Origin of the sequence: Pseudomonas sp. YeP6b, assembly GCF_025642995.1 — a bacterium.
Lineage (GTDB): Bacteria > Pseudomonadota > Gammaproteobacteria > Pseudomonadales > Pseudomonadaceae > Aquipseudomonas.
In genome coordinates, this window is sequence record NZ_CP080090.1 from 2,534,400 (window position 1) to 2,560,698 (window position 26,299).

A 26,299-nucleotide genomic window follows, 5' to 3' on the forward strand; every position below is an offset into this window, starting at 1 on the left:
ATAATCGTACCCCTTGCCCTGGAGGCACTTATGTCGGTATCGAATACCACTGTTTCTGTATCAATTTCATCCAGTGCGGACACCACGCAGGTTAATTCCAACCCCGTAGCCCAGGCCAGTGCTTTTGCGTCGACTACGGCGCCTTACCACAGCCACAACGGTGCAAGCGTCAATTTTCACGCATCGCAAAGTCAGGGTGGGCCGGTGTTTGGCCAGCAACAACAGGCAGCGAGTCATCATAATTATTTCAATAGCTCAGCCCATTCCCAAGATTTTTCTGCCATGACGCACCATGCCTCACACTACGGGGGCACGCAGCAGCTTGAGCAATGGGGGAGGCCTTGGATGGGCAGGCCCAACCCACCCATTAATGCGCATGGCCCGTACCCGATCACGCTGGGTAAGCCGGACCCGCTGTATTCGAAGAAAAGCAACGATCAACTGGCGACCGATCTTCTGAGAAACGCCCGCGCGTTTACAACGCCGGGTAACCGTTCGACTATCAATAAGAGCGCTATTGAAGAAATGGCGTATCAAAAACCAGGCCGAAACCCTGTGATGAATCAAAACATTCGGCTGGCCAGCGAGCTCTTAAAACGTCCCGACGTGATGGATGCCTTTTTCCGGCAGCCGGGTACAGGTGAGCTTGGCGATCAGGTAGAAATCAGCAACCTCAGTGCGTTCAACCGCGATCCAAACCCCTTGAAATACAGCACTGATAAGCAAGTAGTTCAGGAGCTGCTGAGCCATTTCGATAATTTCACAGAGCACTTTGGTAGGCGCCAGATCGGCATCGGCGATCTCCAATATCTGGCCGGTCTAGGCCTGACGGGCATCCCTTCACTGGACCACTATCTTCAGTTGAGTAAAACGGCCGTCAATCGCAGTGACTTGCTGGAAATAATGGACAACGTTGCGAGTAAATATGGCGACAAGCGAATCAGCCAGGAAGGCCTGATGTTGTTGTCCCTCGGGATGGCATAACGCAGTGCAATAAGGCGCTGCTAACACGTAGCGGCGCCTCGTGCTTCGAATTGTGCAAGGAACTATTTCCACACATTTGCCACTCAGGGCATACACATCCAGCGGCTTTGACGGAGCCGGTCGCTTTTTCAGACACTGAATCAGGGCCCTGACATGACTTCAACTTCGTTTCAATCCTGCCAAGCGGGTGGCCATGACACCCTTCACAACAGCCATCTGGTTGAACGCTCACCCTCGGTAAACGGTGAGGGCGCGTCGCAAGATGTGCTCGGTGTGGCGCTGTCGAACGACTACGCCGCAGAACAGCAGCGCATGAAAGCGCTCGCGGGACAGCGTAGATTCCAGGCCCCGGTTGCCGATGATTTCGCTCGTGGCATGCTTGCCCCAGACGATGGCGGCGCGACAGTCACTGCGTCGCTGAAACGCTCCAATGGCGTATGGGCCGCATTGACGGGTGGCCTTACAGCCAGGTGGCGTGGGCAAAAATCTGTTTGATCCAGCGGCCCACTTTTTTACATGCTGTCATTAGTATTCAGCGGTTGCCCGGAACGATTGCATTCAACTCACCACATATCGGTTGCTAGCCGCCCTGGAATGGATTCGAAGAATTTGGGTGCCTCAATGGTGGCCTTCAGGCAAGCGTAGATCCGGAAAAGGTGGGAGATGAAACATGAAAATTGAGAGTGCAATACCGCACGTACAGCCAACGGCCATGGGCGTGCCAGAGGCTGGTCGGGCTTCGTCACCACCCAGTGTTCAGCCGCCTGGCGATGATCATTTCGCCCCGCCGGAGGTAGCGCGGCCGCGCCCCGGCCTGTGGCGCGGAACCTCGCTTTCGCCGCGCCGCCAGGCATTGCAGAACGCGCCGACTGTTCGTGCGAACACAACCCCGCCGGGCCCGAGCTTTACCGATAGCCAACTAGCGAGCGAGTTTCAGAAACACTTTGGCGAATTGCACGACTTTTTACAGGACGGCCGCCTGACGCTGTCATCCCTGCGCAAGATTGCGGCTCAACCGCTGGGGGGCGATTAACGTGCGCGACAGCATCATTCTGGTGGCCAGGGAAATTATCAGTCGCCCGCTACTGAACGATTCGATCATTGATGGCGACGGGTACATCACCCGCGACAGCCTGGGCGCAGCCGCATCAGCCTTGCGCGGTAACAGCTCCCCCGGCGCCTTCAGCCAGGATCCTTTCCATGGCCTGGGCAATGCCGACGTGGTTCAGGCCCTGCAAGGCTACTTCAAGCAATTGAGGGATAAGCCCAAGGACCGCACGGTTTTTTTTGAAACCTTTGAGTACGTGCATATTGCACTGCTCAGAACCGTGATGAATGACCCCGACGACACTGACTCAAATGGCATGCCCATTTTGGAACCGTCCACTGGGCTACCCAAGAAAAAGTACAGCGAACACTGTGTGTACACGGCAAAAAACACCATTGAACGCCCAGGTTTATTGCGTTCGTTAGAGCGCGCCAACAACATGCGCTTGTTAGGTCGCCCCAAGCATGAGGGATGGCTTTGCAATCGAAGCCTGGAGCGCTGGCTTGAACAGCATGAGGTGCACAAGGCCAGGTAACGCCTGGCCTTGTGCAGCAGCGGTTTACACTTTGAGAATTTTACCGCTGATGGCCACACCAGCCAGCAACATCGCAATCAGTACAAAGGCGGTGCTCAAACTGCTGCCGTGGGCGATAAAGCCGATCACCGCAGGGCCTGCGAGAATACCGGCATAACCCAGGGTGGTGATGGCCGGCACCGCAATATGCTCCGGCATAACTGTTTGCTTACCTACCGCGGTGTACAGCACCGGCACGATATTCGAACAACCGGCGCCTACCAAGGCATACCCCAGTAGCGCGGTTTCCCAAGCGGGGAAGAGTGTGGCGAGTAACATGCCGGCGGTGGCCAGCGCGCCGCCAATCACAATCACCCGGGTGGCGCCCAGGCGTCGAACAATCGCATCACCGGTCAGGCGGCCTGCGGTCATGGTCAAGGCAAAGGCCGCGTAGCCAAGCCCGGCGTAAGCCTCATCGAGACCCCGCTCGGCGCTGAGGAACACTGCGCTCCAATCCAGCACGGCGCCTTCGGCCAGAAACACGATGAAGCACAGGCAGCCGATAAACAGCACCACGCCGTGAGGCACGGCAAATGCCGGGCCCGAGCTTTCACTGCCGTAGGGCAACAGGTGTGGCCCGGCCTTGAGCAGCGCGGCCGCCATGATGACAATCACCACCAGGGTCGCCTGCAACGGCGACAGGCCCAACCCCAGCAGCCCGGAAACACCTGCCGCGCCGACGATGCCGCCCAGGCTGAACAAACCGTGGAAGCCCGACATCATGGTTTTGCCGCTGGCACGCTCCACAATCACCGCTTGCAGGTTGACCGTCGAATCCACGGTGCCTAGGCCTGCGCCAAACAGAAACAAGCCTGCCATCAGCAGCGGGATCGAACTGACCGTGGCGAGCATCGGCAGTGCCAGGCAGATCATGATCGTGCCGGCAGTCAGCACACGTCGGCAGCCAAAGCGTGATGCCAAGGCACCCGCCACTGGCATCGCGATGATCGACCCCACCCCCAGGCACAACAGCAACAGGCCAAGCGTGCCCTCATTGAGTTGCGCGCGCGCTTTGGCGTACGGCACTAGCGGTGCCCAAGCGGCGATACCGAAGCCGGCGATGAAAAAAGCGATACGGGTCGACATTTGCTCCAGCCGCCCGGGAACCACGGGCGCTGGGGTGGGGATGGCAGTCATGAAAAATCCTTGGTTTTGCGTTCAACGAACGATGTCCGGCGCGACATCCTTGCACATCAGGCCTTGTCGAGCGAGCCAGGTTCCCTGCGGATTGCGGATTGCGCTTGGGATAACGACTTTTATTTTTACAAACTCGGAACGCTCTGCACGAAGTCGCCACACATAAGCGTATCGAACGTGCGGGATGTGGCCTGGAAGGTGCGTAATCCTGGTGAGAATTGCTGAACCCCGGGGTTCTTGCACTGGATTACCACCTTCCAGGCCACCTCCCACAGGTTGGCGGTTCTGTAATACGCTGCCGTTCCAGTGTGTAGGCAATTGGATGGGCGAGCCGATGAAGGTTTTGAAACGGGTGGCAAAATGACCTTGTTCTACGACGCGCGGGGCAATATCTACGGCGTGGTCAGCCCGGCGTATCTGCGTAACCAAGGCGTTGACGTGCCCGAGCACGCGGGCCTGGCCGCGAGTACTCGCAAGGCTTGGACACCGTCGGCTATCGCCGCCGAATGTGGGTGGGGCGCCTTGCCCCATGCGGCCGATGCCAAGGCACACCGCTGCGATGGTTTGTTGGTCGGGCCATTCCAGGCCGCGCCGCCGTTTGACGTGCTGATCGTCAATACGGATGGCTCACTCGCCGAACGCAGCGGCAACGGCTTGACCATTTTTGCCCAGGCGCTGACCGATCAAGGCTTGATGACTCAGGGCTGTGAATTGCGCGTCCATCACGACAACGTGCACACGGCGTCACCGCTTGCGACCTATGTGGAACCTGCGGTCAACGAACAGGTTGCGGGCTTCTGGCTGGCCCTGGGGCAGCCGGCGTTCGGGCCATCTGCAGTGGCGGCTTGCGGTATTGAGCCGATCACTATGGGGCATCGAGAATTCAGCCATGTCGCTGCGCTGGCTGCGATCAACCCGCAATGGGCGCACAGCCAGTTTGTCCGTGTCGGTAACCCCCACTGCGTGACGCTCGTGGAGCACGCAGGGGCATTACCTGACAATCAGTCGATGCATCAGAGCGCATTGTTTGACCCTTTGCAGGCGATTGCCTTTGCGCCACCGGTGGGGCGCGGCCAACCCTGTGTGGCTGGCGTCAACCTGCAATGGGCCGCAAGGTCTTCGGGCAATCGGGTGATTGCGCGAGTGTTTGAGCGGGGCGAGGGGCCAACTGCGTCCTCCGGGACCAGTGCCAGTGCTGTGGCATGCGCGGCATGGCGGGCCGGTTGGGTTGAGGCTGGAGAAGTGGCCGTGGTCATGCCAGGTGGCACTGCGCCGGTACGGTTGCAGGGTCAGGCTGAAATATTGCTGAGCGTCAGTTTGTTCGGGACTGCACAGCGGCAAACCTGAATTTTGGTGTGCGGCTGATATCTTGAATAAGTGTCGGCTGTTTCCTTATCAACTAGTTAAGTTTGTAAAGTTGATGTGGGAAGTTTCTTGTTGTGGAAATGTGTTTAATTGATCGTTTGTCTTGTTTTGTAAAAGACACTTCCTCCCAAGTCGTACGAAACTTCTTTTTTGTTTTTTTCGGCGCCGCAATTCGCCTGTAATCGCTAAGCTTTAGGGCGTTCAGGTGCTTTTTTCCAGCAGTTAAATCGGTATCCGATGGGAGAAAGCCTTTCAATCAAATCATTGATGATGGGTAACTTGCGGATGGTTGATGCGTTTGTTTCTTCACGTTTTAAATTGATACTTCCACAAGTGAACAACGACTTTCAGGTGTTGGCCTTCAAAGGCAGCGAGTCCCTGGACCAGCCTTATTTCATTGAGTTGCAATTAGTCAGCGAAAACCCTTCCCTGGACCTGGAGGCGCTGCTCCACCAGCCTGCCTATCTAGACGTTGGCGAAGCGGATGCGGGCCTGCATGGGCAGGTCTACGCCATTGGCCGGGATGACCCCGGCGCCCGGCTGACCCGCTATCACCTCACCCTGGCACCCCGCCTGGCGTGCCTTGCCCATCGGCGTGACCAGCGGATCTTCCAGCAACGCAGCGTGCCGCAGATCATCGTCGCGGTACTCGAACCCCATGGCATCTTTGCCGACGCCTATGCCTTCGAACTTGGCCCTGTGGTCTATCCGCCGCGCACGTTCTGTGTGCAATACGCGGAAAGCGACCTGCACTTTATCCAACGGCTGTGCGAAGAGGAGGGCATTCACTACCACTTTCGCCACAGCCCGAATAATCATTTGCTGGTGTTTGGTGATGATCAAACGGTGTTTCGACGCTTGCCTGTGCAGCAATACTGCGCGGTGGGCGACCTGGCGGCTGAAACAAGAGCGATCCGGCGTTTCGACGTGCGCCTGGAAACCCGCAGCCGCCAAACGGTGCGCCGCGATCATGACTTCGAACATCCGTCGTTGCGCCTGCAACAAAAGGCCAGTGCTGCAGCGTTGCAAACCCTTGAAGATTACCGTTGCCCCGCCGGGTTTACCGGCCACGCACGTGGCAAGCAACTGGCACGTCGGGGGTTGGAACGCCATCTGAGCGATCGCCATCGTGCATTGGGTAAAAGTGATCAACCGGCGTTAAGCAGCGGCTACTTTCTAGAGCTGCGTGATCACCCGGACCCTGCCTGCAACGACCTGTGGTTGATCACGTCGGTGCGTCATGAGGGGTATCAACCGCAAGTGCTGGAGGAGGCCGTGCTTGAGGCTGACGTATTCCAAGGCTATCGCAATCGATTCACCGCTACGCCATGGCGTGCAACGCATCGACCGCCCCTCAAACATCCCAAACCGACGATCAGCGGCAGCCAGACGGCCACGGTGACAGGGCCGGAAGGCGAGGAGGTGCATTGCGATGCCTACGGTCGGGTGAAGGTCCGTTTTCACTGGGACCGGCTGGACAAAACCGACGATAAAAGCAGTTGCTGGGTCCGAGTGGCTTCCGGCTGGGCAGGCGATGGCTTCGGCGCGATGCTGATCCCTCGGGTGGGCATGGAGGTGCTGGTGACCTTTCTGTACGGCGACCCCGACCAGCCCTTGATCAACGGCTGCCTGCCCAATGCGTTGCACATGCCAGCTTATCCTTTGCCACAACACAAGACGCGCAGCGTGTTGCGCAGCTGCAGCGCCCTGGGCGGCGGCGGGGCCAACGAGCTGCACCTTGAAGACCGTCGCGGCGAGGAGCTTATCTACCTGCGCGCCCAACGGGACCTGGAGCAGCAGGTGGGGCATGACAGCCGCCTGGAAGTGGCCGGAGAGCGCCGTGAAATCATTCGTGGGGCAAGCACGGTTCGCCTGGAAAGCGAAGAGCACCATCACACCACGGGTAATCGCAACGTGGTGCTCCAAGCGAATGATCGCCTGGATGTGCAAGGTAACAGTGAGACCCGTGTGGGGCGCACGCTGGTCATCGAAGCCGGGCAACAGGTTTATCTCAAGGCCGGTGCCAGCCTGGTCATCGATGCAGGCGCACAATTGAGTTTGCAGGCCGGGGGAGAGCACCTGATGATCCAGGCGGGTGGGGTGTTCAGCAGTCGGCCCATCACTGTCGGCGGCGCCCCGCCTGCAAGCGTGTCGGCGAACCCGTTTTCTGCAGCGGGTGGCCCGAAGTTTACAGCAGCGCAGGGCGCTATCATGGATACGGCCCGGCAGTTAGGTGCCGACTACTGCCCAGTGTGTGAGCAATGCCGTGAAGGTCGGTGTGACATCCCAAGGAGGGCTGCATGATGGAGCGCATGCCCAGCCTGTGGATGGCCCGACAGCAACAGGCGGGGCGCCGCCTTTGTTTGATCCTTGAGGGAAACAATGACGCCCGCGAGCCGTTGTTGGCGGCTCGTAATGTTTCGCAGTACTGCTTTCTCTACGGTGAAACGGCCGTGGCCGAGCTGGCAACTCTTGGCCCGGTGATCCTGCTGCTGGAGCAGGTAGGGGAGCCCGCGCTGGTTCAATTGCTACAACACCCGCAGGCGAATTGGGGCTGGCTGGGCAGCCTGCCCGATGATGACCTGGCCGGAGTGGCTCGACACTGGCGCGAGCGAATGTTGGTAGGGCCCGCAGGCAGCCAGGCGCTGTATCGCTTTCACGATAACCGTACCGTGGCCCGCGCTTTAGCCCACCTGCCGATCGAACGTTGGCCGGTGTTTCTCGGGCCACTGATCAACGTGTACTACTGGCATGAGGGCCACTGGTGCGAGGGCGAAAACCCTGCCCCCGGTGAGTACCCGACGCCTGTGCCCGCGCCCTGGCTGAACACGCCCAACCCCCAGGCCGACGCCATCCTGCACGCCAATATCCTGCGCTACCTGCTGACCGAGCACGGCGAGGGCTTGGCCGCCATGGTCGAATTTCAGGAGCCCAGAATCTGGCTGGCCCAGGTGCTGGAACAAGCACGCGGTTGGCAATGGCGTGGGCCGCAGCAACTTGAATTCCTGGTGGTTCGCAGGTTGGAGGAGGCGACGCGAAGCAGTGTGATCCAGTGGCAGCCGCTGCAAGAGGAGGCGCCTGGCGATCATTTTGAGCGAGTGTCGCAGCAGTGGCGCACTTTGAGGAGTAAGCATGAGTAAGCGACTGCGTGGCGCCTTGATTGCGCTTGTAACGGGATGGCTTTCGGGGTGTGCACTGGTGCCGTCGGGGCCGGTGAATCACTTTACGCTGGAGGTGGACTTGCCGGCGCAATTCAGATTTGTAGGCGCGGCTTACTATGAACCCGCCAGGTACCAAATGTGCAAGTTGCCACAGCGTCGAGGCAACAGGCCTGAACGCAAGATCATTATTGCTGAATACAAACCCGTGGCTGGAAGGATGAGTTATGACCTGCCGTTGACTCAAACCATTGAGGGGTGCCCTACGACGCTACACCGTGTGATCTTCGAATTTTATGCGAAGTGGGGCGAGCGCAGCAGTGATGTCGGTGGGGATCTGGGGGGGATCTACTTTATGGATCCTATTGAGTCTGAGGATGTGGCGGGGATGCCGGATTCGGGCGTACAGGAATTACCTGGGCAATGTATGTGGTTTTTTCGGACGGTGGGGCGGTCGCATGCGATCAGGAAACTGCTGGAATGCAAAGCATTGGACGCAATGGGACAGCGGCAAAAAGTCCGGGCGGGTGGGCTTGTACAGCGCGAGCTGCTACCCGGAAAGACACTTAGGCTGGTGCTGGCATTTACAGACGAGGAGGCGCCGGCTTTTGACCGACGGTGGATAGCTGTACCAGGCGGCTGGAAACGCTGCCGGGGGGAAAGTTATGAGGATACGCGGGGCATTTGCGACAGCGATACAACAGACTTTAAACCCATAATAATGCCGGATGGACGCTCTTGTGATGTCTATCCCACGTGTAAATAACAAGGGAACTGGTTCATGAAACAGGAAGCATGGAAGCAACCTTTTTTTAGTGGCAAGATGCCTGCTTGCGCGTTGAAAGGGCACTGGGCAAGCTTTTGTCTGGTTGATGAAACGGGCTGTGGGAAGGCGTACGGCGGGCTCGCGTACAGCATCTGCGACAGTACAGGGCAGCAGTACAACGGAAGGCTGACGGGTGAGGGATTTGCCAAGCTGCAAGGGTTTTACTGCGGTCCCGTCGTGCTTGCTTTGGAAGGGCTGTATTCTGGGAAAGAGGAGCCGTATTTTGAATTGAGTACGCGCCAGACTTACAGATTACCTATCACCGAACTCCAAATTCGCGCTGAACAAACCCGCTTTGTTGCGGCTGATGGTCAGCGCATTGAGGGGAACCCCGCACAGCGGCAAGCGGATCGGTTTTATCAGGTTGAAGTACGCGACTTGGTCCGACATGTTGCCCACTTGCCGCCGTTGGCGCCCCGGATCTTCGCACCTCAGCGGCACGCGCTAAGAATGATGGCTGAGCTTGGGTTCGGTCCGCCTCAGCCGGCTTTGTCAGGCGTTGTGCTGTTCCCTAACCTGCACACAGTGCTGGAAGTACGACCGTTGCGTGCGCTACGCCCGATGCTGTCCGGGGATGATCGGTTTTGTGCCTTGAACCTGTATCAACTGGCGCTCATGTCTACGTTGAGTTACTGCGAGTTTGGCCAGGAGCCTCCAACCCGACCAGTGGATAAAGTCAGCTTTCCGCGGGATCCAAGCATAGGGAATTTGTTTGCGGAAAAACTCTCGGGGTATCAGGAAGCCTGGAAGGTCGACGGTAAGCAGGTTCAACGCTTTTATCCGCTCTATGAGGAAGTCGCCTACTCACAGCGCTTTGAAATTGTGCCCTTCGATCCGGAGTTGTATTCGCAGAACCGTACGCAGCTTGGAGCGAAACAGGAGCATCCTGCTCTCGTGCACTTTTTCGACGATAAAAATTTCGGCACTGATACGCAGGCATTTATTACTCACCACGATGAAGTCATCCTGATTGCTGTGCGAGGCACCGCCAGTGGCGCTGACGCACTGCGAGACGCAAACGCTCACCAAGTGCCGTTTGCCGATGGCGTAGGTAAAGCCCATGAAGGCTTCTATCTGGCCTATCGAGCGATGCGCGAATTTGTCTTGCAATACCTCGATAAATTTCACGACCGCCAACGCATTATCATTTGTGGGCACAGCCTTGGTGGCGCCATCGCCTTGCTACTGGCAGAAGGGCTGCGTCGAGTCTCCAGCGCCCACTACAACATTCTTCTCTACACCTACGGTGCGCCTCGCGGCGCCGACACCGAGTTCACCGAAGGCGCCTCATCCCTGGTCCACCACCGCATCGTCAACCACAACGACCCGGTCCCCAGTGTTCCCGCCACATGGATGAACACCACCGCCAAACTCTGGGTTCCTGGGGCCGTGATATTGTTCAGTGCCCCAGCGTCGGGCGGCTTGTTATTCGCCGCCGGGCTGGTGCGCGTCGTTGGCAATCCTTACCAGCATCATGGTGAACAACAGCACTTCATGCCGATCACGCTTCCGGATGGCACGCACTCCTCGGTGTTATGGCGGCCCGCGTGTGAGTCCATCCTGGAGGCCGGCTGTAATCGGGCGCTGCAACTGCAGGGCGACATGCCCGACCGCGCCAACCTGCTGAAACAACTGTTCCAGGCCAGCCAACACTCCATGACCGCCAGCTATATTCCAGCAGCCTGGGCCACATTTCGTCGCTGGCAACAAACCGTGGATAGGCAAGGGCCTTTGGTCACGCCAAGAGAGTTCGAGCTACTGGACCATGCGCTCGAAACCATGACTCAACAACTGCGCGACAAAAACCGCGAGCTTGATCGCCGCCGCCCTTCAAACCAGCGCGGATATGGGCACGAACATAACCAGGCATTGAATGCTGAAATCGATCGGTTGCGCACCAGTCGCCAGCGCCTGGAAACCCTACGCTGGCGACGTCTGGAAGCGCGCGACGTATACGGCAGTCACGCGTCCTCCAGCTATTTGCAACCCAGCCTGAAGCGCTGGTTCAGCCACCACGAAAACCGTGTGCTGGCGCAAGTTGCCAGTATTCCTTCACCGACTCATAACGGCCCAGGGCGTGCGCAACCGTTGGACCTCGATTCGATTGTCTGAAACGGCGCCTATAAAAACGCCACCTGCGCCGGTTGCCGTTTCATCAGCACCTTGCCATTGCGGATCGAGTACAGCGGCAGGCCTTGGCTGCGGATCACCTCGTAGTCGCTGTCGGCCGACAAGATCAACAGGTTGGCCGGGCGCCCAGGTTCCAGGCCATAACGCTCACCCAGGGCCATGGCTTTGGCGCTGTTGTCGGTGACCAGGTCCAGGGCGCTTTGCAGGTTGCGGTAGCCGAGCATGTGGCAGATGTGCAAACCGGCCTCCAGCACACGCAGAATGTTGCCGTTACCGAGGGGGTACCAGGGATCGACAATGGAGTCCTGGCCGAAGCACACGTTCATGCCGGCTTCGAGCAGTTCGTTGACGCGGGTCACGCCGCGGCGTTTCGGGAAACTGTCGAAACGCCCTTGCAGGTGGATGCTTTCGGTGGGGCAGGAGACGAAGCTGATGCCCGAGTGCCCCAACAGGCGGAACAGTTTGGCGCAGTAGGCATTGTCGTAAGAGCCCATGGCCGTGGTGTGGCTGGCGGTCACGCGCGCGCCCATGTCACGGCTGCGGGCTTCTTCGGCGAGCACTTCGAGAAACCGCGAGTGCGGGTCATCGGTTTCGTCGCAGTGCACGTCCACCAGGCAGCCGGTGCGTTCGGCCAGGTCCATGAGGAACTTCACCGAACTCACGCCTTGGTCGCGGGTGTATTCAAAGTGGGGAATGCCCCCTACCACGTCGGCACCCAGGCGGATGGCTTCTTCCATCAGTTCGCGGCCATTGCGGTAGGACTCGATGCCTTCCTGGGGAAACGCGACGATTTGCAGGTCGATCAGGTGCGAGCTTTCTTCGCGCACCTCGAGCATGGCTTTGAGCGCTGTGAGGTCGGGGTCGGTGACGTCGACGTGGGTGCGCACATGCTGGATGCCGTGGGCGGCGAGGGCCTGGATGGTTTTCTTGGCGCGGGTCTTGGTGTCCTCTTGAGTGATGGTGGCTTTACGCTCGCCCCAGCACTCGATGCCCTCGAACAGCGTGCCGCTCATGTTCCAGCGCGGCTCGCCGGCGGTCAGGGTGGCGTCGAGGTGAATATGCGGCTCAACAAAAGGCGGTATGACCAGGTTGCCGGCGGCGTCCAAGTCGCCGGCCGTTAAAGCAGGCACCCGCGTTTGTGGGGTGATGCTGGCGATCCGGCCGTGTTCCAGGTGCAGATCATGCAGGCCTTCACGGTTGCGCAGGCGGGCGTTGATGATATGCATGGGCAAGTTCCTCTTGGCTAAAGACAGTCAGGCAGATAGCCGCCAGATCATCAGGGCGATGCCGATGTCCAGGCGGTCATATGAGTTGTCCAGCGTCAGCCCACAGAGGGCTTCGATGCGCTGGACGCGGTGCGTCAGGGTGTTGCGGTGCACGGCCAGGCGCTGGGCGGCGGCGACTAGATTACCATTCTCGTGAAACCAGGCTTCCAGGGTCGGCATCAGGCTTGGGCCATGGTGCAGGTCGTGACGCAGCAACGGCCCCAAGCGCTCGTTAAGAAACTGGTCGAGCAGGGCGCGATCACGCACGCCGCTGAGCAGTTTCAACACGCCCAGTTCGTCGTACACACAGAGCCCGTTGCGGTCGCTGAAACGCCGCGCCGCCGTCAGCGCCTGGCGTGCCTCATCGTGCGCCTGGGCCAGGCGCGCAGGTGGGTGCGCAGCGGCGCTCAGGCCGATAAACAGCTTCAAGGGTGCCAGGCGCAGGTTCAAGGGGTTAAGCCAAGCGGCCAATTGCTCACGGTTGGCCAGCGCCGCAACAGCATCGGTGGCCGGCAGCAGCAAGGTCCATTGCCCAGCCCGCCCCAGCACCGGCAACAGCGCATGATGCTGCGCCGAAAACTGCCGCAACCGACGGCCAATACTGTCGTGCTGGCGCGCCAACTGCGCCTCCACCTGCGCCGTGTCGTTTTGGGCAAATAACGCCTCGCCACCCTCCAGTTGCAACTGGACGATCTGCCAATGCCCTGCCAGCGACATGCCCAGTTGCGCGGCGCGATGCAGTAACACCTCCAAGGATTGATAATCACCGGCCAGCAAGCGCTCCAGCACATCATGCCGCGAACGGCCCAGTTGCTCGGACTGGATCAACGCCGAGCCAATCGCCTGGGTCACCAGCACCATTTTCAGCGAATAAGGTTGCTCGATCAGCGGCATACCGGCGGCTTCGGCGGCGTCCAATAAGCGTTGGGGAATCGCCTGGATATAGGCAGGCCCTGTAAGAATCACCAACCCGGCGACTTGGCGCTGACAGGCCTCATCCAGCAAACGCAGCAAGTTGGCCTCATCGCGCGGGTGGTTGATACCGGTGACGAACACCAGTTCGCCACCCAGTACCCATTCGGCGATCCCACTGTTTTCCGCGACATAGGGCCAGCGCACGGTGTTATCGCGGCCGGTGTCACCGGCGCGCAGGCGCATCGATTCCAGGCCCGGCAAGGCCAGCACATCCGCGACCGTCAGGCTCATACCGGGGCGTCAGCCAGCGGCGCACGTACGCGCAGTACTAATGTCAGCACTATGTAGGTCAGCGACGCCGCCACAATCCCCACCAACGGCGCTACCCATGGCGAGTGGAACGCCAGCACGGTGCCCACCGCATAGGCCACCAGCCCAGGCCAATTGAAGGCGGGCAGGCGTGTCTCGGCCAGGCGCGGGTACTGGCCGCGATAGCGGTAGAAGAAATCGGCCATGATCACCCCGCCGATTGGCGGGATCACCGTGCCCAGCAGAATCAGGTAGGGCACCAGCATGTCGTACATGCCGAGCAGCGCCAGCAGGGTGCCGATCACTGCACCGGCGAGCGTCACGGTCTTGCGGCGTTTAGTGCGTAGCAGGTTGCAGCCGGCGACGGCGAAGTTATAGATGGTGTTGTCCTGGGTGCTCCAGATATTGAGCAGCAACATGGCCATTGCCGCCATGGCGAAGCCTTGCACCAGCAACACTTCGACCACGTCCGGTTGTTGATAGACGATGGCGCCATACGCCCCGATCAGCACCATCAAGCCATTGCCGACAAAAAATCCAATCAGGCTGGCCAGCACCGCGACCTTGGCCGAGCGGGAGAATCGCGTCCAGTTGGTGGCTTGGGTCGCGCCGCTGACAAAGGTGCCGAACACCAGGGTGATCGCGGTGGACAAGTCCAGTTCAGCCGCGGGCACCACCGCCAGCAGGCCATCCAGGCCGCCGACTTTAACGGTGGCGACCCACATCGACACAAACAGCAAAATGCCCATGGCCGGCACTGCGATGTAGGACAGGATCTCCAGCCCGCGATACCCCACATACGCGGTGGCGCAGAACACCATGCCGAACAGCACCATCAACCCCAGCACGCTGCCTTGGCTCAGCTCGAAGTACTTGCCCAGCACCACCGCGGCGGTGGTGGTGCCCCAGGCGTACCAGCCGATCTGGGTGAAGCCGAGGATCAAGTCACTGAGCTTGCTGCCCACTTCGCCAAAGCAGAAGCGGCCCATCAACACCGAATTCAAGCCACTCTTGAAGGCGATGTAACCCAGGCCAGCGGCGTAGATGCCCAGCAGTAGGTTACCCAAGGCCACGACGCCGAGCATGTCGGTGAAACTGAACGCTACGCCCAGCTTGCCGCCGGCAAACATGGTCGCGGTAAAAAACGTAAACCCCAGCAGCACCATGGCGGTGGACGCCAAGCCTTTGCGCGCATGCATCGGCACTTCGCTGAGGGGGTAATCGTTGCCCGGTTCTTGCTGCGTCATGTGCCTTGCTCCCTGAATGAGTGACGCAGGCTTATTGCACCGCGCGTGCCAAATCAGCAGCAGTGGCGCACGCACGGTGGGCGTTGTGCACTGTGCACAGTATTTATAGCCAAACAGGGGTGAATGGCCGGAAGGGGTGGTCTTTGTGCCCAGTCGGGCACGAAAGCGGTGCGCCAGTGATACAAATTGGATCAGTCGAACAGCGTCTGGGTGGTCTCGCCGCGATGAAACGCAAACGCAGCCTGCAGATCACTTTCGATGGTGCGCCCACGGGACAGGGGCGGCAGCTCATCCAAAGCAAAAAAGCCCACGTCTGTGGTTTCGAATCCGGCCATCGGTGCCAGCTGATCCACGCGTTCACACAGGAAGTACAACTTGTAGAAGTCCCGCACATCCGGGCGGTACAAACCCTTGGCCTTGTGCGTGACGCTGTACAGCGCCCGCGCAGTAACGTTCAGCCCGGCTTCCTCGCGAATCTCCTTGACGATGTTTTGCGCCGCCGACAAACCAATATCGGCGTAGCCACCCGGCAGCGCCCAACAGCCATCGGTCAGCTCACGCACCAGCAGAATGCGCTCGCCCTCGATCACCGCGCCGCGCACATCGATCATGGGCGTCGAATAGCGCTTGGCGAAATCCGGCACCAGCCCGGTGATACGTTCCAGCGGCACATCCGCCAGTTGCGCCAGCATGCTATGGGCAATCTCGGCGATTTCCTCAAGGCGTTCGCGCTCAAAGGCGTCGGTGCAAAAATGCAGCCCCGTGGACGCCAATGCCTGCAGGCGCTTGGCCTGGGCCAGCCAGATAGTTTCCATGGGCTTCTCCTAGAGGCGTTTGGTCATGTACGCGCGGCGCAGGCCATGCTCTTGCGCGCGATGGGTTTCGACATAGCCGCGGCGGGTGTACAGCGTGATGTTTTCGGTCATGGTTTCATGGGTGTACAGGCGGATCGCTTCGTAGCCCGCGTCGATCGCCTGTTGCTGCGCAAAGCCCATCAACAGCCGCCCGAAATCAGGGGCGACGGCCCGGCAGTGGCGGGGCGTATTGAAGGGCGCATCCACGCGTGCTCGTTTTGGTGGGGAGCCACGACTGTAAGGTAGGCGGCCATAAAAAAACCACCGCAAGGGTGGTTTTTTTACCGCAGCGGCTTACTCGCCGCGATAAATGCAACCGCTGGTGCAGGTCTCATGGATGCGAATCGCGCTGAGTTCCGGCAGCAGAGGTTTCAGCTCAGTCCAGATCCATTTGGCCAGCACTTCGCTGGTCGGGTTTTCCAGGCCTGGGATGTCGTTGAGGTAGTTGTGGTCGAGGCGTTCATAGAGCGGCTTGAAAATCGCCTTGATCTCCGAGAAGTCGCGAATCCAGCCGGTATGGGGATCCAGGTCGCCGCTCAGGTGGATTGCCACCTTGAACGAATGCCCATGCAGGCGCCCGCATTTGTGGCCTTCCGGTACGTGGGGCAGGCGGTGGGCGGACTCGAAGGTAAACTCTTTGAAGATTTCCACAGTATTTTCAGCTCGGTCAGGTATCTGGCAGGCGGCGAGTTTAGCAGTTTGATCCCTCGCCGGGCATACCGCCCCTCTGCAAGAGGCCTGTGTCGCGTCAAAGTGGCTGCAAACGCTCACCCAGGCCGCCGTTATCGGCCAATTGAAGGAACTCATCGCCCAGGCGTTGGCTCTCGCTCATCGCGGCCTGCCAGTATTTGTTGCGGCTCGGGTCATCGCCCATGAAACGCTTGAAGTCGCTGCGGTCCGGCAACTTGCCGTAGGGCAGGCGCGCCAGGTAGTCCTTGGATGGCGCGAGCAGCAACACATCCTGCAGACCCTGTTGATTGCTGCGCCGCCACGGCAGGCCTTTGTCGAACCAGCCGGGGATGACCCGGTCGGTGAAGTGCGGGTACAGCACGATGTCGTCGCCGTGGTAGGGCAGGTCGAGGTGATAGTCCAGCAGGCCACCGTCGCGGTAGGTGCCGGCGCCTGCGCCGGGCAGGTCGCGCACGCCTTGCATAACCATCGGGATCGAGCCGGATGCCAGCAGTGCCTGGCGCAGGTTGCCCAGCTCCAGCGCGAGGAAACGCGAAGGGAAATCCTTGAGCGGATGCACCGGTGGCGCCTGGCGTGGGTCGTGGATGATCAGCCGCTCGAAATGCCGCGACAGCCGCGCGCGACCGCGCAGGTTGTCGGCAATCACCGACGACAGGCCCAGGCCGAGCCGCCCACGGTGGTCATCGGCGAGCAGGCCGTGGCTTTTGACCACCATGATGTTCAGGCGATAGTCGGGGTTGTCCAGCACCCGCGCATCGCGGCCGGCGAACAGGTCATCGAGCATGCGCTGGCAGCTATGGCTGACCTCGGCCATGCTCACGCCTTTGGCAAAACGCTGTTCGTTGTACAAGCGGCCAAGGTCGAGCAGGCCTTGCACTGGGTCGGGCAGGCAGGCGCTGGCAAACCGCCAGGAGCCGATGGAGGCGCCGATCAGCGCACGTTCGCGTGGCGCACGCGGCAACCAATCGCCGAACAGCGCCAGGTCAAGGCCCTGGATGCCCAGCGCCTTGGGGCCACCGGCGGCGCCGGGAAGAATGCCGACATCCGCAGGCGCCAGGCCTTGTTCGCGAATGCGCGTGAAGGCGCGTTTGCCGGCCTTGAGCGTCAAGGCGGGGAATTTGATGTGGATGGCTGTCATACCGGTCTCTTTTGAAGCGAGCGGGGCAGTATAGAAAAACTCGCAGCGTGATAGGTGAAGAAGATCGCGAGGAAATTGCCATGGTGGCAATTCAGTTTCAGTTAAGTTGCAGCGGGTACGGTGGCCTGCGTAGGAAAAACATCCTGAAACGGAGACTTATCATGAAGCGCCTCACAGCGCTGGTCGCCGCCGGTATCATCGCCTTCTCGGCGGCACAGGCCCAAGCAGTGGACCCCGACAAGCCACTGAAATTGCCTGGCACTGTTACAATTGTCGCCTTCGATCAGCTGGAAGCCACGGCCCTGGCGCTGCACCCAGGTTCGAGCCTGCTGGACACCGACCTGGACGAGGCCTACGGCAAGTGCGTTTATCAAGTCGAACTGGAAGATGCCGACGGCATCGAGTGGGAAGTCGAATTGGACGCGCTCACCGGGCACGTTCTCAAGAATCATCAGGATACGTAATGAAGGTATATCGACGCGCCAGCGGTTGGATGGTGCTGGCGCTCATGGCTTTTTGCTCAAGCCTGGCGGCCCGCGACCTCAACCAGGATGAAGCCTTGGCCTTGCGCCAGCAGGGGGTGATCCTGCCGCTGGAGCAACTGCTGCAACAGGCCATGGCGCGCTACCCGGGCTCCCGGCTGCTGGAGGCCGAGCTTGAGACGAAGCACGGCCAATATGCCTATGAAGTGGAGCTGGTGACCACCGAGGGCGTGGTGCGCGAGATCAAGCTGGACGCAACGACCGGTGTACTGCTCAAAGATAAGGAAGACGACTGATGCGCCTGCTCCTGGTGGAAGACAACGTACCGCTGGCCGATGAGCTGCTGGCTGGCCTGCAACGCCAAGGCTACGCCGTCGACTGGCTGGCCGACGGGCGCGATGCCGCGTATCAGGGGCGCAGCGAGCCCTATGACCTGATCATCCTCGACCTTGGCTTGCCCGGCCTGCCTGGGCTGGAGGTGTTGGCGCAATGGCGCGCTGCCGCCCTGGCCACACCGGTGCTGGTCCTCACTGCCCGCGACTCCTGGGCCGAGCGTATCGAAGGGCTCAAGGCCGGCGCCGACGATTACTTGAGCAAACCCTTTCACCCCGAAGAACTGTACCTGCGCATCCAGGCCTTGCTGCGCCGTTCCCACGGCCATGCCAACCAGCCGACCTTGCAAGCCGCCGGCCTGCACCTGGATGAAGGCCGTCAGTGCGTGCTGCGCGATGGCGACGAGATTCAACTGACTGCCGCCGAATTTCGTCTGTTGCGCTACTTCATGTTGCACCCGGAACAGATCCTGTCGAAAAGCCACTTGGCCGAGCACTTGTATGATGGCGAGACCGAGCGTGATTCCAACGTATTGGAAGTGCACGTCAACCACCTGCGCCGCAAGTTGGGCCGCAGCGTGATTGAAACCCGGCGTGGCCAGGGTTACCGGTTTGGCGCCGGCCCTGCATGAAGTCCATTCAACGGCGCCTGAGCCTGGGGCTGATCAGCGTGATGGTGGTCGTCGGCGTGGTGCTGGCGCAAACCAGTTTGTGGTTGTTCGAGGCCGGTTTGCAGCGCTACCTGGAAGCCGGCTTGCGCAATGACGCCGAGAACCTGCTGGTGGCGCTGGTGCGTGGGCCGAACGGCGTGCAATTGGATGAACAACGCCTGTCACCGGCTTATCAGCGGCCGTTTTCCGGGCATTATTTTCGTATCGATTTTGCCGACATTCATTGGCGTTCCCGCTCGCTGTGGGACCAGGAATTACCGCGACTGCCCGAAGCCGGGCTCAAGGGCAACTTGCAGCTAGGCCCGGAAGGCCAGCAACTGCTGGTGTTGCGCGCGGACTACAAGCGTTTTGGCCAGTCGATTTCCATCAGCGTGGCCCAGGACTACACGCCGGTGCGGGAAAGTTTCCGTTTGATGCGTCAGATCGGCCTGGTGATGGGCCTCGCGGCATTGCTGCTGGTGCTGATCCTGCAACGCGTGACCGTGCGCCGAGCCTTGCGCCCGCTGGAAACCTCTCGCGAACAGATCGCCCAATTGCAACAGGGCCAGCGCTCGCAACTCGATACCCAGGTACCGCTGGAGCTGGAGCCGCTGGTGGCGCAGATCAACCACCTGCTGGCCCACACCGAAGACAGCCTCAAGCGTTCGCGCAATGCGTTGGGCAATTTGGGGCATGCGCTGAAAACACCCTTGGCCGTGCTGTTGAGCGTGGCATCCAGCGAACAGCTCAAGGCCCATCCCGAACTGAGCAAGCTCTTGCGTGAACAGCTGGAGCACGTGCAGCAACGCCTGAATCGCGAACTCAACCGCGCGCGCCTTGCCGGTGAAACCCTGCCGGGCGCCTTGTTTGATTGCGAAAAAGAGCTGCCGGGTCTGTTGGCAACGCTAAACATGATCCACGGTGAACACCTGGACTTGAGTTACCACGTCACGCCGGGCCTGCAATTGCCGTGGGACCGCGAAGACCTGCTGGAACTGCTCGGCAACTTGCTGGACAACGCCTGCAAATGGGCGGATGCGGAAATACGCTTGGTCATCAGCGAAACGCCGCGCAGCTATCTGCTGGCTGTGGAGGACGATGGTCCCGGCATTCCGCAGAGTCAGCGCGACCAGGTGTTCAGCCGTGGCACGCGCCTGGACGAGCAAATTGACGGCCATGGCCTGGGGCTGGGGATCGTGCGGGATATCGTCGAGGTGTGGGGTGGGGTGTTGCAGTTGCAGGAGAGTGAGTTGGGCGGGCTAAAGGTGCTGATCGAATTGCCCAAGCGCCAGGCCTGACCCACCGTCATCGCGGCGTAGGTATCTACACATCTTTTTATGGGCTGAATTCTTTGGTTGTCGCGGGGGGGGTACATATCCGTTGCTGCGGTAACGGCTTCGTAGGGTTCCGCTCTTACAGCGGGTCACTTTTGGAAAAGAGCCCCAAAAGTAACCAAAGGGCTCTTGCCCCACCACTCGGCACCTCGCCTGGGGCTCGGTGTGCCCTCACTCCGGCTTTGGGCGGGGCCGCCGCCATGGGCCATCCTTGGCCCATCGCGGCTAAACCGGCGTCCTGCCGGTTTACCCCGCTCCAAAGCCTGCGTTCGGCCAGCGTGGTTTAACGGGGCGCCTAAGATCAAGATCAAAAGCAAGAGCACGGCGGCCTAGTAGCCGACCTGAGTGGTTAAATCAAAAGCAAAACCGAGGCGGCCTGACAGCCGACCTGATCTTGATGGCTGAACTCAATCTAATGTGGGAGCTGGCTTGCTTGCCTGCGATGCAGACACCTCGGTCCATCAAGTACACCGAGTTGATGCCATCGCAGGCAAACCAGCTCCCACAGAAAAGCAGAGCACTGCGGTCTGGCAGCTAAACTCGGTCAAAATTGTGGGAGCGGGCTTGCTCGCGAAGGCGGTGGGTCAGTTACATATGAGCTGACTGACACACCGCCTTCGCGAGCAAGCCCGCTCCCACATTGGGACCTCAGTACATCAGCTAGAAAGGGTGGTGCTCTGCTTCTGCTCTGCTTCTGTCTTGCTTTTGCTTCTACCACTCAGGTCGGCTACTAGGCCGCCGTGCTCTTGCTTTTGATCTTGATCTTGATCTGAGGCGCCCCGTTAACCACGATGGCCGGAGTGAGGGCATGCCGAGCCTGGGCGAGGCACCGAGTGGTGGGGCAAGAGCCCTTTGGTTACTTTTGGGGCTCTTTTCAAAAGTGACCCGCCGTAAGGGCGGAACCAATAGCCGCCGTTACCGCAGCAACGGATATGTACTCATATCTACCTAAAACCCGGTCAAAAACTTAGCGCAACACAAAAGTTGCGTAGATACCTATGGCCATCGCGGGTAAGCCCGACTCCCACATTAATCATTCGACATTTTGAAGATTTAGACCCTGAACTGATCCATCAACCCCTGCTGCTGATTAGCCAGGCTGTTCAACGCCTGGCTCACCCGCGCCGATTCATTTGCCTGCTCTGACAGCGACTCGGTCACATCCCGGATCGTCGCCACGTTGCTGTTGATCTCTTCGGCCACCGCGCTTTGCTCTTCGGCGGCGCTGGCGATTTGCAGGTTCATGTCGCTGATCACCGTGACCGCCTCGCCAATCTGGCGCAGGGCGGTGACCGCTTGGCCGACTTGCTCGACACTGCCCTGGGCCTGGCGATAGCTGTTGCCCATGGAGCCGACCACTTCGGTGGTGCCGTTTTGCAGTTGCTCGATCACCACGCGGGTTTCCTCAACCGATTCCTGGGTGCGCCGCGCCAGGTTGCGCACTTCGTCGGCGACCACGGCAAACCCACGGCCGGCCTCACCGGCACGCGCGGCTTCGATGGCGGCGTTGAGTGCCAGCAGGTTGGTTTGCTCGGCAATGCCCCGAATCACTTCCAGTACCGAACCGATTTTCTCGCTATTGGCCGCCAAGCCTTCGACCTGAACCATGGCGGTGCTCATGTCCGCCGCCAGGTGCCCGATGTTGGTGGTGGTGCGGTCGATCACGGTCAAGCCTTCGCGGGTGGCCTGGTCGGCATCGCGCGCAGCGTGTGCCGCTTGGGCGGCGCTGCGGGCCACGTCCTGGGCGGTGGCGCTCATTTCGTGGGAGGCGGTGGCCACTTGGTCAACTTGGCGGTATTGCTGCTCCATGCCGGCGCTGGTTTGTGTGGCAATCGCGGCGGACTGGTCGGCGGTGCCACGGGCGTCCTGAACCGAGCGTTTGACCTCGGCAATAATCGGTTGCAGCTTGTCGAGGAAGCGGTTGAACCAACCGGCCAGTTGCCCCAGCTCATCGTGTTTGTCGTAGGCCAGGCGGCGGGTCAGGTCGCCTTCGCCACTGGCAATGTCTTCCAGCATGCGCGCCACGCCGAGGATCGGCCGGGTCACGCTGCGCGCCATCAGCCATACCAGGACCAAGCCGACCACCGCCGCCAACAAGCCCAGGCTCAGTTCCAGCAAGGTGCCGCGGGTGTTATCGGCATCCAGTTGCGCCTTCAGTACTTCGGCGGGGCCGACCAGGACTGTTTCCGGCACATCCAGCAACACGCCCCACGGCTTGCCGCCGGGAATGGGTGCGAAGGGCGCCAATACCTTGAGTTGATGGTCGGTGCGCAAGCTATGGATCTGCGTGCTGGTCGCCAGTGCGCTGATCAATTGCGCGCCGCTGGCCGTGTCGACTTTATCCAGGCGCTGGCTGAGTTTGCTGGCGTCCGGGCTGTAGCCGGCGAGCAAACCGCTGGGGCTGAGGATGCTGACTTGGGTCTGGCCGTCATACAGCTTCTGGCTCGCCTGTTGGCTCACGGCCTGCAGGCTGTTGAGGTTGATGTCCACCGACAGCGAGGCGATGACTTTACCGTTGACCATCAACGGGAACACGATGCTGGTCATCAGCACGTTTTGCCCGTCGATTACATAAAAGTACGGTTCGATCACGCAGGGTTTCAGGGAGGTGCGCGGGCACGTGAACCAGGCGTTGGCTTTTTCTCCGCTCGGCCCGACGCTGGTGTCGGCCATGTCACTTTCCGGCAGCGACATGGAAGTCAGCTTGCCCGGCGTCGGCTGCGACCAGTACAGGGCAAAGCGGCCTTTGTCATTGCTGCCCAGCTCCGCCTGGTTGGCGAACAACTCATCTTTGCCATCCAGCGCGTTGGCTTCGAACACGAGCGACAAACCGAGCAGGTCTGGGTTGGCCTGTAGCGCGGCCTTGACCTGGCGGGTCAGGTCTTCGCGGGTGTCGAAGGCGTCGAGGAAGCGCTTTTCGGCCTGTTCGCGCAAAAACAGCACTTGGCGGGAAAACCCATGACCGTACTGGTAGGCGTCCATGAATTGCTGGCGAATCCCCAACGCCTGCACTTCACCTTGGGCCTCGATGCGCGCCTGGGCAGACTCGTCGAGCATTTGCATACTCGAGGCTTTGACCTGCTGCGAGCTGTGCTCCATGCGATACAGCGACAGACCCACCAGCAGGGTCACGATCCCCAGCAGGCACAGGCCGGCGAGCAGGGTGATTTTCCATTGAATGGAGAGCTGTCTGAGGGGCATCGAGGAGCATCCTTAACCTGAAAACGCAGAGAGCCTCTGTATCGGCCGTTATTGTTGCTTCTTTATTATTTAAACGTTCAATTTAATGCTGAAAGCGACGCCGCTTTTTGACATGCGCGCCCGCCTGCTGCAAAGTGCGCGCCCTCTAATAAGACCTCCTAAAGCCTGCACGCCGGCAGCCAACCCCATGGACGCTCGGACGCGGGCATGCCTGTTTTTATGTTTCTGTCTTGAGGTAACCATGATTAACGCAGTCATCGCCGCGGTCGGCACCATGCTGGTGCTCAGTTTGTCCCGCGTGCATGTGGTCATCGCCATCATTGTTGGCGCCCTGGTGGGTGGCTTGACCGGTGGCCTGGGCATTGAGGCCACGCTCAAGGCCTTCAACGGCGGTTTGGGTGGCGGCGCGACCGTGGCGTTGTCCTACGCCTTGCTCGGCGCTTTCGCGGTGGCGATTGCCAAGTCCGGCCTGGCCCATGCCCTGGCGGACAAGGCGTTGACGCTGGTGGACCGCCAGGAAGCCACCGGCGGGAGCCACGTCAAATGGCTGCTGATCGGCCTGTTGTGGGTGGTGGCGATTGCCTCGCAGAACATCCTGCCGATCCACATCGCATTTATCCCGCTGCTGGTGCCGCCGCTGTTATACGTGCTGACCAAGCTGCAACTGGACCGCCGGCTGATCGCCTGTGTAATGACCTTCGGCCTGATCACCCCGTATATGTTCCTGCCGGTGGGCTTCGGCAACATCTTTCTCAACCAGATCCTGCTGGCCAACGTGGCCAAGAGCGGCGTGGACATCAGCCAGGTCAACGTCACCCACGCCATGGGCCTACCGGCGCTGGGCATGGTGGTTGGCTTGCTGGTGGCGGTGTTTGTCAGTTACCGCAAAAAACGCGTGTACGACCTGGAGAAAATCGAGCGGGTCGAGCAGGTGGCAGTGCAGTACAACCCGCTGACCCTGCTGGTGGCCGGGCTGGCGATTGCTTCGGCGTTCATCATTCAGCTGTGGCTGGACTCGATGATCATCGGCGCCCTGGCTGGGTTCCTGATCTTTTCGGTGTCGGGCATTGTGCGCTGGCGCGAAACCGACGATTTGTTCACCGAAGGCATGAAGATGATGGCGATGATCGGCTTCATCATGATCGCCTCCTCGGGCTTTGCCGAAGTGCTCAAGGCCACCGGTGACGTGCGCTCGCTGGTGGAAGCCTCGGCGGCGTTTATCGGCCACAGCCGTGGCGTGGGCGCATTGCTGATGTTGCTGGTGGGGCTGCTGGTGACCATGGGCATTGGTTCGTCGTTTTCCACGGTGCCGATTCTTGCGGCGATTTTTGTGCCGTTGTGTGTGCAGTTGGGGTTCAGCCCGCTGGCCATTGTGTGCATCGTCGGCACCGCAGGTGCGCTTGGCGATGCTGGCTCGCCTGCGTCGGATTCCACCCTCGGGCCGACCTCTGGGCTCAATATTGATGGTCAGCACCATCACATCTGGGACACGGTGGTGCCGACCTTCTTGCACTACAACATTCCGTTGTTGGCGTTTGGGTGGCTGGCAGCGATGACCCTTTAGTGCTTGCAGGCGTGTAGCGACACCCTCGGTGATTGAGGCTAAACAGAGAGCTTGCCTGAAGGTGCTCTTTTTTATGTAAGACCTTTCTCTATTCGGCACTCAGGCAGCATCTGTGCGGTATTTGGGTGGCAAGGGTCTTTACATTCTTGAGCATCTTATTCGCCGCTCAGGTACACCGATGAAAACGCTGATCCTTTTCCTAGCCATCCTGACCATGGCAGGCTGCACCACGGGCCCGAAAAACCTCATCGCAAAAAACGGTTACGCCATAGACACCACACATGAGTCCCAAAGCCAGAACGAACGGGTCCGCCATTTAGTCCTGCATTACACAGTCCTTGACGACCACCACTCCCTTCAAGCGCTGACCAACGGCACCGCCAGCGCTCATTACCTGGCCTTTACTACGCCGCCCACGCACCACGAACTACCCGTAGCTCTGCAGTTGGTGCCGGAGGGGAGGCGCGCCTGGCACGCCGGGGTCAGCCAATGGGCAAGCCGCAATAACCTTAATGACACGTCTATCGGTATCGAAATCGTCAATGCTGGCTTTATCGAGGGACCCACCGGGCGGCTATGGTTCCCGTACACGGAAGCACAGCTGACGTTGGTCAAGCGCCTCTCAGCAGACTTGATCAAGCGTTATGGCATCGAGCCGCAAAATGTGGTCGCTCACAGTGACATTGCCCCTTTGCGTAAATCAGACCCCGGCCCGTTATTTCCCTGGCAGGCATTTTCCGAACACGGCATAGGCGCTTGGCCCGACGCGGTCACCGTACAAAAGCACCTTGCCCAGCGCCCCGAGTTCCAACGGGTTGAAGCCGGTACGTTGCAAAAAGCCCTTGCTGCTTATGGCTACAAAATTGCGCAAACCGGAGTGCTGGACGAAGAAACCCGCCAAGTGTTTCGCGCGTTCCAAATGCATTTTCGTCCGGCTGGTATCTCGGGCATCCCCGACGCCCAGACCGAGGCTATTGCATTGGCCCTGGTGGAAAAATACAGACCCTGAGCGCCAAGGAGTACCGACCTGAAGGGTGAGCTCGGCGACACGTCGTTTGAGTCCTTTAGAATCCAGGCAGTTGGCCGTTAACCTCTC

At 60.0% G+C, this 26,299-nt stretch carries 23 protein-coding genes and 1 pseudogene; 15 read left to right on the forward strand and 9 right to left on the reverse strand.

From position 1 onward, the window contains the following. Positions 1–30 precede the first annotated feature (30 nt). The 4 genes from KZH41_RS11420 (at position 31) to KZH41_RS11435 (ending at position 2,567) form a co-directional block, all read left to right on the forward strand. Positions 31–984 carry a hypothetical protein gene (locus KZH41_RS11420; RefSeq protein WP_263274842.1) on the forward strand — a complete coding sequence of 318 codons (954 nt, stop codon included), beginning with the start codon at positions 31–33 and terminating at the stop codon, positions 982–984. A 153-nt stretch (positions 985–1,137) separates the two neighbouring features. Beyond that, complete coding sequence (locus KZH41_RS11425; RefSeq protein ID WP_242155301.1) at positions 1,138–1,479, forward strand: type III secretion protein; 342 nt, start codon at positions 1,138–1,140, stop codon at positions 1,477–1,479. Positions 1,480–1,654: 175 nt separating this feature from the next. Next, positions 1,655–2,017, forward strand: coding sequence for a hypothetical protein (locus KZH41_RS11430; RefSeq protein WP_141240554.1), 363 nt, complete (start codon positions 1,655–1,657; stop codon positions 2,015–2,017). Between the two features lies 1 nt (position 2,018). Further along, positions 2,019–2,567 (forward strand): type III secretion effector protein, encoded by a 549-nt coding sequence (locus KZH41_RS11435; RefSeq protein ID WP_094951219.1) that lies wholly within the window; start codon positions 2,019–2,021, stop codon positions 2,565–2,567. A 24-nt stretch (positions 2,568–2,591) separates the two neighbouring features. Here KZH41_RS11435 and KZH41_RS11440 read toward each other — a convergent pair whose 3' ends face one another. After that, a complete protein-coding gene (locus KZH41_RS11440; RefSeq protein ID WP_094951220.1) occupies positions 2,592–3,743 on the reverse strand; it encodes an MFS transporter in 1,152 nt (383 codons plus the stop codon). 360 nt (positions 3,744–4,103) lie between these two features. On the opposite strand from KZH41_RS11440, the gene KZH41_RS11445 reads away from it, so the two are divergent. The 5 genes from KZH41_RS11445 to KZH41_RS11465 all read left to right on the forward strand — a co-directional run bounded on the left by KZH41_RS11445 (position 4,104) and on the right by KZH41_RS11465 (position 11,204). Beyond that, positions 4,104–5,090, forward strand: coding sequence for a diaminopimelate epimerase (locus KZH41_RS11445; protein WP_242155305.1), 987 nt, complete (start codon positions 4,104–4,106; stop codon positions 5,088–5,090). Positions 5,091–5,393: 303 nt separating this feature from the next. Further along, entirely contained in the window at positions 5,394–7,412 is a 2,019-nt protein-coding gene (tssI, locus tag KZH41_RS11450) for a type VI secretion system tip protein TssI/VgrG (RefSeq protein WP_263274843.1), read from the forward strand. After that, positions 7,412–8,248: a DUF4123 domain-containing protein gene (locus KZH41_RS11455; RefSeq protein ID WP_263275098.1), complete on the forward strand. Its 837-nt coding sequence runs from the start codon at positions 7,412–7,414 to the stop codon at positions 8,246–8,248. Before tssI ends, KZH41_RS11455 begins: the two co-directional genes overlap by 1 nt. Further along, positions 8,241–9,032: a hypothetical protein gene (locus KZH41_RS11460; protein WP_094951221.1), complete on the forward strand. Its 792-nt coding sequence runs from the start codon at positions 8,241–8,243 to the stop codon at positions 9,030–9,032. Before KZH41_RS11455 ends, KZH41_RS11460 begins: the two co-directional genes overlap by 8 nt. 15 nt (positions 9,033–9,047) lie before the next feature. Further along, on the forward strand, positions 9,048–11,204 hold the full coding sequence (locus KZH41_RS11465) for a lipase family protein (protein ID WP_263274844.1): 2,157 nt from the start codon (positions 9,048–9,050) through the stop codon (positions 11,202–11,204). Between the two features lie 8 nt (positions 11,205–11,212). Here the strand turns inward: KZH41_RS11465 and codA are convergent, their stop codons facing one another. From codA to KZH41_RS11500, 7 genes and pseudogenes are all read right to left on the reverse strand, one after another. Then, positions 11,213–12,448, reverse strand: coding sequence for a cytosine deaminase (codA, locus tag KZH41_RS11470; RefSeq protein ID WP_263274845.1), 1,236 nt, complete (start codon positions 12,446–12,448; stop codon positions 11,213–11,215). 27 nt (positions 12,449–12,475) lie between these two features. After that, positions 12,476–13,693: a PucR family transcriptional regulator gene (locus KZH41_RS11475; RefSeq protein ID WP_094951224.1), complete on the reverse strand. Its 1,218-nt coding sequence runs from the start codon at positions 13,691–13,693 to the stop codon at positions 12,476–12,478. Then, entirely contained in the window at positions 13,690–14,958 is a 1,269-nt protein-coding gene (codB, locus tag KZH41_RS11480) for a cytosine permease (RefSeq protein WP_263274846.1), read from the reverse strand. Before codB ends, KZH41_RS11475 begins: the two co-directional genes overlap by 4 nt. Positions 14,959–15,149: 191 nt before the next feature. Then, the gene (locus KZH41_RS11485) at positions 15,150–15,773 is read right to left on the reverse strand and encodes an NUDIX hydrolase (protein ID WP_094951226.1); all 624 of its coding nucleotides are present in this window, start codon (positions 15,771–15,773) and stop codon (positions 15,150–15,152) included. A 9-nt stretch (positions 15,774–15,782) separates the two neighbouring features. Further along, positions 15,783–15,968, reverse strand: a pseudogene (locus tag KZH41_RS11490) (GNAT family N-acetyltransferase); the annotation flags it as partial. Between the two features lie 138 nt (positions 15,969–16,106). Further along, positions 16,107–16,463: a 6-carboxytetrahydropterin synthase QueD gene (gene queD, locus KZH41_RS11495; protein ID WP_003237990.1), complete on the reverse strand. Its 357-nt coding sequence runs from the start codon at positions 16,461–16,463 to the stop codon at positions 16,107–16,109. Between the two features lie 97 nt (positions 16,464–16,560). Beyond that, positions 16,561–17,640, reverse strand: a complete 1,080-nt coding sequence (locus KZH41_RS11500) for a hypothetical protein (protein ID WP_094953706.1) — start codon at positions 17,638–17,640, stop codon at positions 16,561–16,563. Between the two features lie 161 nt (positions 17,641–17,801). On the opposite strand from KZH41_RS11500, the gene KZH41_RS11505 reads away from it, so the two are divergent. From KZH41_RS11505 to KZH41_RS11520, 4 genes are read left to right on the forward strand one after another with little or no spacing between them, the layout of a single operon-like run. Continuing rightward, positions 17,802–18,104 carry a PepSY domain-containing protein gene (locus tag KZH41_RS11505; protein ID WP_263274847.1) on the forward strand — a complete coding sequence of 101 codons (303 nt, stop codon included), beginning with the start codon at positions 17,802–17,804 and terminating at the stop codon, positions 18,102–18,104. Beyond that, on the forward strand, positions 18,104–18,418 hold the full coding sequence (locus tag KZH41_RS11510) for a PepSY domain-containing protein (protein WP_263274848.1): 315 nt from the start codon (positions 18,104–18,106) through the stop codon (positions 18,416–18,418). The genes KZH41_RS11505 and KZH41_RS11510 overlap by 1 nt, the downstream gene beginning before the upstream one ends. Further along, on the forward strand, positions 18,418–19,086 hold the full coding sequence (locus tag KZH41_RS11515) for a response regulator transcription factor (RefSeq protein WP_263274849.1): 669 nt from the start codon (positions 18,418–18,420) through the stop codon (positions 19,084–19,086). Before KZH41_RS11510 ends, KZH41_RS11515 begins: the two co-directional genes overlap by 1 nt. Further along, the gene (locus KZH41_RS11520; protein ID WP_094953710.1) at positions 19,083–20,402 is read left to right on the forward strand and encodes a sensor histidine kinase; all 1,320 of its coding nucleotides are present in this window, start codon (positions 19,083–19,085) and stop codon (positions 20,400–20,402) included. The genes KZH41_RS11515 and KZH41_RS11520 overlap by 4 nt, the downstream gene beginning before the upstream one ends. A gap of 1,089 nt (positions 20,403–21,491) precedes the next feature. Here KZH41_RS11520 and KZH41_RS11525 read toward each other — a convergent pair. Beyond that, the gene (locus KZH41_RS11525) at positions 21,492–23,639 is read right to left on the reverse strand and encodes a methyl-accepting chemotaxis protein (protein WP_094952541.1); all 2,148 of its coding nucleotides are present in this window, start codon (positions 23,637–23,639) and stop codon (positions 21,492–21,494) included. Between the two features lie 244 nt (positions 23,640–23,883). Between KZH41_RS11525 and KZH41_RS11530 the strand changes: the two genes are divergently transcribed. Together KZH41_RS11530 and KZH41_RS11535 are read left to right on the forward strand one after the other, a co-directional pair. Next, positions 23,884–25,203 (forward strand): Na+/H+ antiporter family protein, encoded by a 1,320-nt coding sequence (locus KZH41_RS11530; RefSeq protein WP_176462983.1) that lies wholly within the window; start codon positions 23,884–23,886, stop codon positions 25,201–25,203. 178 nt (positions 25,204–25,381) lie between these two features. Further along, the gene (locus tag KZH41_RS11535; RefSeq protein ID WP_263274850.1) at positions 25,382–26,212 is read left to right on the forward strand and encodes an N-acetylmuramoyl-L-alanine amidase; all 831 of its coding nucleotides are present in this window, start codon (positions 25,382–25,384) and stop codon (positions 26,210–26,212) included. The last annotated feature ends 87 nt before the right edge of the window (positions 26,213–26,299 follow it).